At 68.8% G+C, this 7,926-nt stretch carries 5 protein-coding genes; all 5 read left to right on the forward strand.

Going from position 1 to position 7,926, the window contains the following annotated elements:
• Nucleotides 1-307 precede the first annotated feature (307 nt).
• The 5 genes from SPI96_RS02575 to SPI96_RS02595 all read left to right on the forward strand — a co-directional run bounded on the left by SPI96_RS02575 (nucleotide 308) and on the right by SPI96_RS02595 (nucleotide 7,807).
• Nucleotides 308-2,290, forward strand: a complete 1,983-nt coding sequence (locus SPI96_RS02575; protein ID WP_321080807.1) for a class I SAM-dependent DNA methyltransferase — start codon at nucleotides 308-310, stop codon at nucleotides 2,288-2,290.
• Complete coding sequence (locus tag SPI96_RS02580) at nucleotides 2,287-3,510, forward strand: restriction endonuclease subunit S (RefSeq protein WP_321080808.1); 1,224 nt, start codon at nucleotides 2,287-2,289, stop codon at nucleotides 3,508-3,510. Before SPI96_RS02575 ends, SPI96_RS02580 begins: the two co-directional genes overlap by 4 nt.
• Complete coding sequence (locus tag SPI96_RS02585) at nucleotides 3,507-6,722, forward strand: type I restriction endonuclease subunit R (protein ID WP_321080809.1); 3,216 nt, start codon at nucleotides 3,507-3,509, stop codon at nucleotides 6,720-6,722. The genes SPI96_RS02580 and SPI96_RS02585 overlap by 4 nt, the downstream gene beginning before the upstream one ends.
• A gap of 63 nt (nucleotides 6,723-6,785) precedes the next feature.
• Nucleotides 6,786-7,190 (forward strand): restriction endonuclease, encoded by a 405-nt coding sequence (locus tag SPI96_RS02590; protein ID WP_321080810.1) that lies wholly within the window; start codon nucleotides 6,786-6,788, stop codon nucleotides 7,188-7,190.
• Nucleotides 7,191-7,306: 116 nt separating this feature from the next.
• Nucleotides 7,307-7,807, forward strand: a complete 501-nt coding sequence (locus SPI96_RS02595) for a hypothetical protein (protein WP_321080811.1) — start codon at nucleotides 7,307-7,309, stop codon at nucleotides 7,805-7,807.
• Nucleotides 7,808-7,926: the final 119 nt, after the last annotated feature.

Raw genomic sequence — 7,926 nt, forward strand, 5'->3', positions numbered from 1 at the left:
GGAATCCCGACGACGCGGCCGCCCTCGGTGCCCCGACCCTGGCATTCCGAAGAAAAGTTCGGATCGAGGGTGCGCGGTGGCTGGAGGGGAGTGGAGCGAGGCGGATCCGAAGATTCCCTCGGATTCTTGAGCATGAAGAGTGGTGTCTGAGCACGTGACGCACGGGGCCGGGACTCGCGGGTGTCCGCGCGTCCTGTTCTTTAGACTCATGCGCAGGCGCATGAGTCTAAAGAACTGACCTGCCTGGTCACGCGGTCGGGCGGTTGTCCTGGTCTCGCGCCCCGTGCCGACCCACCGAAAGGCCCCCATGCCCGCGCCCGCTTCCACGTCCCCGCAGTCCCTCGCCTCGTTCGTCTGGGGGATCGCGGACCAGCTGCGCGGGGTGTACAAGCCGAACCAGTACGGCATGGTGGTGCTTCCGCTGACCATCCTGCGGCGCATGGAGCAGCTCATGGCCCCGCATCGGCAGACCATGCGGGACCTCGCCGCGACGGCCCCGCCGGCCATCCTCCCCAGCCTCATCCAGGACCGCACGGGGCTGCTGTTCCACAACACCTCGCCCTATGACTTGCAGGGCATCCTCGAGGACCCCGACGCCGCCGCCCAGAACCTGCGCGCCTACGTCACCGGGTTCTCCCCGAACGTGGCTGACCTGTTCCAGCACTACGAGTTCGAGAAGACTGTGGACAAGCTGGAGGATCACGGGCGCCTGCTGCTCGTGCTCCAGGCCTTCGCTGCCATGGACCTCGGCCCGGAGGCCCTGTCCAACGCGGACATGGGCACCATGTTCGAGGACCTGATCCGCCGCTTCGCCGCCGCCTCCAACGAGACCGCGGGCGAGCACTTCACCCCGCGGGACGCCGTCGCCCTGCTGGTGGACCTGCTGCTGGCCGAGCGCACGGAGGAGCTCGACGCCGGCCGCCACGCCATCCGGCACGTCTACGACCCCACGGCCGGCACCGGCGGCATGCTCTCGATTCTGGAGGACCGCCTCACCGCGCGCTTCCCCAACGCCCGCACGGAGCTGTACGGGCAGGAGCTCAACGACCAGTCCTACGCCATCTGCAAGTCGGACCTGATCGGCCGCGGGAAGAACGCGGAGAACATCGCCCGCGGGGACACCCTCAAGGACGACCACTACGCCGGCCACCGCTTCGACTACGTGCTCTCCAACCCGCCCTACGGCGGCGACTGGAAGGCCTCGCAGAAGGCGGTGCTGGAGGAGATCGCCCGCGGCGGGGCCGTCAACCGCTTCCCGGGCGGGGCGCCGGCTATCAGCGACGGGCAGATGCTGTTCCTGCAGCTGGTGGCCGCGAAGCTGCGCCTGCCCTCGCAGGGCGGGGGACGGGCGGGGATCGTGCTCAACGGGTCCCCGCTGTTCACGGGCGGGGCGGGCTCGGGCCCCTCGGAGATCCGTCGCTGGCTGCTGGAGTCGGATCTGGTGGAGGCGATCGTCGCGCTGCCCACGGACATGTTCATGAACACGGGCATCGCCACGTACATGTGGATCCTGGACAACAACAAGGCCGCCCGCCGCCGGGGCAAGGTCCAGCTGATCGATGCGCGGACGTTCTTCACCAAGCTGCGCCGCAACGTGGGCTCCAAGAACAAGGAGGTCTCGGACGCGGACCGGGAGCGGATCCTGCGCATCCATGCGGCGTTCGAGGGCCAGACGGAGGAGGACGCGCCGTTCTCGAAGGTCCTCACCCCGGACGCGTTCGGGTACCGGGAGATCACCGTGGAGCGGCCGCTGCAGATGCGCTTCGAGGTGGACGAGGCCACGGAGGCGGCGGCTCTGGCCACCAAGGCCGCGCAGAAGCTTGACGACGACGCGCGGGCGGCGCTCGCGGGTGCGCTCGCCTCGTTGCGGGGCCGGGTGTGGGACAACCAGGCGACGTTCTCGTTGGATCTGAAGAAGGCCTTGCGGGACCATGGTGCTCCGGCCGGAGCGCCGCTGGTGAAGGCGCTGATCGGGGCGATCGGCGTGCACGATCCTGCGGCCGTGGTGGTGAAGGACGCCAAGGGCCACCTGGTGCCGGACCCGGCCCTGCGGGACACGGAGCTGGTGCCGTTCGAGCGGACAGTGCACGAGTACGTCCAGGCCGAGGTGGCCCCGCACGTGCCGAACGCGTGGATCGACGAGACCAAGACGAAGATCGGCTACGAGATCCCGTTCACCCGACTGTTCTACGCGTACGAGCCCCCGCGCCCGCTGGAGGAGATCGACGCCGAGCTCAAGCAGCTGACCGCCGAGATCATGGAGCTGCTGCAGGAGGTGTCGGAGCAGTGAACGGCATCGAATGGCTTCCTCGGCTGCCAGATGACTGGCAAGTTGTTCGACTTTCCTACATTTGTCGGGTCGGTACTGGAGAGATGGACACGGTGGATGCAGATCCAGAGGGCGACGTGCCGTTCTATATTCGCTCACCCCACGTGCAGCGTGCGACGCGAGCGACCGGTGCGGGGGAAGCCATCCTCACGCCGGGTGACGGGGCCGTCGGAGAGGTGTTCCATCATCACCGCGGTGGGCAGTTCGCTGCCCATCAACGTGTCTACGTGTTGAGTGAATTTGACCAGCAGAAGGTCGAGCCTCGCTTCTTCTACTGGTATTTCTCGTCCAGGTTCCGCATGGTGACTCGTGGGGGCACGGCCAAGTCCACCGTGGAGTCCCTGCGCCGGCCGATGTTCACAAGCTTTCCGGTGGTACTGCCACCTCTGGATGACCAGTGGCGCATCGCGGACTACCTCGACCGCGAGACCGCCACGATCGACACCCTGATTGAGAAGCAGCGCTCTCTCATCGCCGGCTTGAAGGTGCGGCGAGGTGCGGCGATCGAACAGGGGGTCAACGGTCGTCTCACGTCGGCAGGTGCTGAGCGGGCGACGGGGCCCTCTTGGATGGGAAGCATTCCAGTCGGGTGGCGGTCTGTTCCCTTGTGGGCGATGTTCCGGCGCGAGAAGCGGACGGGATTCATCGATGAGCCGATGGTCTCAGTCTTCCGGGACTACGGTGTGGTCTTCAAGTCAGAACGTGCCAATCTGAACGAGACCGCAGAGGACCGGTCTATCTACCAGTTGGTGGAACCGGGATGGTTCGTGGTGAACCGGATGAAGGCGTGGCAGGGCTCCGTCGGTGTGAGTTTCATCCGAGGTATTTCGTCAGGGCACTACCTGTGTTTCCGTCCTCTGCACGAGGAAGACGACCGGTTCCTGAACTGGCTGTTCCGTTCCCCTCAGTACCGTCATGGCTTCGCCATGCTGTCGCGCGGAGTGCGGCCTGGCCAGGCGGAGATCGATAACGATCAGTTGCGGCAGATGACAGTCGTGCTCCCACCCCTCAACGAACAGCGCGCTATCGCGGACCGCCTGGACCGTGAGACCGCCCGCATCGACACCCTCATCGCCAAGGCCGACCGGTTCATCGAGCTCGCACAGGAGCGTCGGGCCGCTCTCATCACCGCCGCCGTCACCGGCCAGCTCGAGATCCCTACAGAGGAGTCCGCCGCATGAACACCCAGCACCAGCCCCCGGAGGCCGCCTTCGAGACCTCCATCTGCGAGCACCTCGCCGAGCACGGCTGGCTGCACTCACCCAGCGATAAGGGCTACGACAAAGTCCGCGCCCTCTACCCGCCGGACCTCTACGACTTCCTCGCCGAGTCCCAGCCCGAGGTGTGGGCCCAGCTGGTGGACGCGACGGCGTCGTCGGCCACCCAGCAGAACCAGCGCGAGCGCCTGCTGCGCACCCTCACCACGCAGCTGGACAACCCGAACCCGAAGGTCGGGGGCACCATCACCACCCTGCGCCGCGGACTCACGGACCCGGTGCGCGGCACCGTCCGCCTGGCCTACCCGAAGCCGGTCACGGACAAGAACCCCGAGGCCGCCCGCCAGTACGCGGCCATGCGGGTGCGCGTCATGCAGCAGGTGCATTTCCACCCCACCTCCGGCCAGTCCGTGGACCTGGTGCTGTTCGTCAACGGCATCCCCGTCGCCACCCTCGAGCTCAAGACGGACCTCACCCAGACCGTCCAGGACGCGGTGAAGCAGTACCGGGAGCGCAACCACCGGGCCACGCCGCTGTTCGGGCACGGCGTCCGGGCTGTGGTGCACTTCGCCGTCTCGGACCGCGAGGTCATGATGACCACCCAGCTGAACGGGCCGGGCACCGCGTTCCTGCCCTTCAACCTGGGCCACCAGGGCGGCGCCGGCAACCCGCCCAACCCGGACGGCTCGGACACCGCCTACCTGTGGCAGCGCGTGCTGGACAAAGACGCCTGGCTCGGCATCCTCCAGAAGTTCGTGTTCACCGAGGAGAAAACCCGCACGGCCGCCGCCACCGGCAGGAGCACCGTGAGCCGCCGCATCATCTTCCCCCGCTACCACCAGTGGGAGGCCGTCACCGCCATCCTGGAAGACGCCACCGAGCACGGGGCCGGGCAGAAGTACCTGATCGAGCACTCCGCCGGCTCCGGCAAGACCAACACCATCGCCTGGACCGCCCACCAGCTGCTGCGCCTGCACCGCGGCGGCGCCAAGGAATTCGACTCGGTCATCGTCGTCACCGACCGCACCGTCCTGGACAGCCAACTCCAGCGCGCCATCCTGGCCATCGAGACCACCCCGGGCACCGTCGTCGCCGTCAACGACCGCACCGTCCGCGCCGCCGGCCACACCTCCAAATCCCAGCTGGTGGCGGACACCCTGCAACGCGGCAACCGCATCCTGGTGGTCACCCTGCAGACCTTCCCGTCCGTGCTGCAGGCCCTGCAGGACGAGCCCGCGCTGGCCGGGCGCCGCTACGCCGTCGTGGCGGACGAGGCCCACTCCTCCCAGACCGGCACCGCCGCCGCCAAGCTGCGCCGCGTGCTCAGCCCCGCCGAGCAGGCCGACCTGGACGACGGCGGCGAGGTGGACGTGGAGGCCGTGCTCGCCGCCGAGGTGGACGCGTCCGGCCCCGCCGCGAACATCAGCTACCTGGCCTTCACCGCCACGCCCAAGCCCAAGACGCTGGAGCTGTTCGGGCGGCCGGGGGAGCAGCGGGACGAGAACGGGGAGCCGATCCCCGTCTCCTTCCACCGCTACCCCATGAAGCAGGCCATCCAGGAGGGCTTCATCCTGGACGTGCTGCAGAACTACACCACCTACGAGACCGCCTTCCAGCTCGCCCGCCTCAGCGAGACCGGGCAGCTCGAGGAGTTCGACGCCCGCGGCCGGCTCCCCGAGGGCATGGCCGGCGAGGAGGTGGACCAGGAGGCCGCCGCCAGCCAGCTGCGCCGCTGGGTGAAGCTGCACCCGGAGACGATCGCGCAGAAGGTCGAGATCATCGTGGAGCACTTCCACGCGAACGTCGCTCACCTGCTGAAGGGGCAGGCCAAGGCGATGGTGGTCACCGACTCCCGCCTGGCCGCCCTGCGGTACAAGACCGCGATGGACGCCTACCTGGCCGGCCGGCCCGAGCTGGGCTACGGCACCCTGGTGGCGTTCTCCGGTGAGGTGCAGGACCCGGAGGTGCCCGGCGTCGACCCCGTCACCGAGGCTCGCGCCAACCCTGGCGCACCTGCGGACCTGGCCGCCGCCCTGGACACGGACGACTACGCCGTGATGATCGTGGCGAACAAGTACCAGACCGGCTTCGACCAGCCCAAGCTCTCCGCCCTCTACGTGGACAAGAAGCTCGACGGCGTCCTGGCGGTGCAGACCCTCAGCCGGCTCAACCGGACCATGCCGGGCAAGCACAAGACGTTCGTGCTGGACTTCGTGAACTCCGAGGAGGACATCCTCGCGGCGTTCCGCCCGTACTACGAGGGCGCCGAACTGGAGAAGGTGACCGACCCGGCCCGGCTGGCCGAGGTGATGGTCAAGCTGGACGGCTCAGGGCTGTACACGCCCGAGGAGATGGACGCGTTCGTGGCCGCGATGGTGGCCGGCGAGGGGGAGCAGCGGCTCAAGGGGCTGCTGAACCCGGTGGTCGCCCGGTTCCTGGCCGAAGTGGCCGATGCCCAGCAGCGCGAGGACGGCCCGCGCGTCGAGGAACTGCGCATCCAGCGCAAGGACGTGCGCACCTACCTGAAGCTCTACGACTTCCTCTCCCAGGTGTACCGCTTCCACAGCACGGACTACCTGCGGCACGCCATCCTCCTGCGAGCCCTGGACCGCTACCTGCCCTCCCTGGGGGAGCGGGCCGACGTCGTGGACATCTCCGACGTGCGCCTGGTGGGCATCCGGCAGGACCTGGTGGCGGAGGCGAACCTGCGGATCGACCGCACCGAGACGCTGCAGCCCACTGATGGGGCCGGCAGCGCCATGGTGCGCCAGAAGAAGGTGGGCCCCCTGGACGAGGTGATCCAACGCCTCAACGAGGCATTCGCCGGCGCCGGGTTCGACCTCGCCGAGGCGGACTCCCTCAGCCGCCGCACCGTGGACCGGGTGAAGGCACGCGAGGAGATCCGCCGCCAGGCCATGGACAACACCCAAGCGCAGTTCGTCGGCGGCGGCGACGTGGACTCGGCCATCACCCTGGCCATCTGGGAGCTCGTGCAGAACCAGGCCGGCATGAGTGAGTTCCTCAACCGCGACGGCGACGAACAGCGCGCCATCCGCGCCGACTTCGCCCGGGCCGTGTGGCTGGCCGTGCGGGCCGAACTCGACGGCGCTCCCGTTCGGGAAACGGGAGGTCCCCAGGGCACTTCCGTTCGAGAAACGGGAGGTGCGGGGCGGTGAGCCTCGTTCCCATCTGGCCCCAATTCGTCCGGCCGGTCCTGGAACTGCTGGCCGAGTCCCGCCGTGAGCGCCGCTGCGGACGAACCCCAGGTGCCGGCGTCGATTGCAACCGAAGAAACAGCCGCAGCCGATCCGATCGTGGACCACGAGGAACTCGCCCAGGACGCCATCAGCGGAATGAACGAACTCGTCCGGGCTGACCTGTTGCGCCGGCTTCAAGACGCGACGCCCGAGTTCTTCGAGGACGCCGTCGTCAAGCTCCTCGTGGCGATGGGCTACGGCGGCACCCAGGGGCGGGCACAGGTGACCGGGAAGTCCCACGACGGCGGCATCGACGGCGACGCCCTCAGCTACGCCGCCGGGCCCCCGGGTGGCCCTCGTGGACGTCCGCAAGTTGACGCAGCTCATGCTCAAGCACCGGGTAGGAGTCCATCTGCGGAAGGTGCTGGAGATCCTGGAGGTGGATGAGGACTTCTTCGAGTGATCGAAGCCCGTGTGGTGTAGCCCGCATCGTCCTGCCCCGTTATTGGGCGTCCCCTGTAGGCTGGGCGGGTCGCAGTTCGCACCCATCTGAAGGACACCTGATGACTCAGTCGCATGATCCCGCTGTGCCCGAGGCCGGCACCTTGCCCGAGACCAGCACCCTGACCAAGGCCCAGCACTACGCCGGCCCGGCCCTCGCCGTGCTGGGTGTGCTCAGCGCTCTCTCCCTCTTCCTCCCGCTGGCCAAGGCGTTCGGCTACAGCGTCGGTTGGTTCAGCAGCGACGCCCCTGAGGGTGAGGGTGCCCTGCTGATGGTGTGCTTCCTCCTGGCGGCCGCCGCCGGCCTGGCCGCGCACTTCCTGCGGAAGACCTGGGTGCGGATCGTCGCCGGGCTGCTCGCCCTGCTCGTCGGCATCTTCGCCGTCATGGACGGCTTCGGCAACATCGCCCGGATCCAGGAGGCGGGCTCCGGCATCGTTGAGCCCGGCGCCAGCCTCTTCCTCATCGGCCTGTTCGGCCTGCTCATGCTCGTGGCAGGCGTGCTCCTGCTGCTGCCGCAGCGCCGCCGGGGCGTCCGCACCGCGGGTGGCCCCATCGCCTGAGCCTCACACCTCCGGCCCCACTGACGCGGGGGCCCCCCCCCCCCCCCCCGCCGGGGGCCCCGGGGGTCGGTGGGGCGGGGGGGGGGCGGGGGGGCGGCGCCCCCCGCCCCCCCCCCCCC

The organism is Micrococcus sp. (assembly GCF_034179925.1).
Lineage (GTDB): Bacteria > Actinomycetota > Actinomycetes > Actinomycetales > Micrococcaceae > Micrococcus.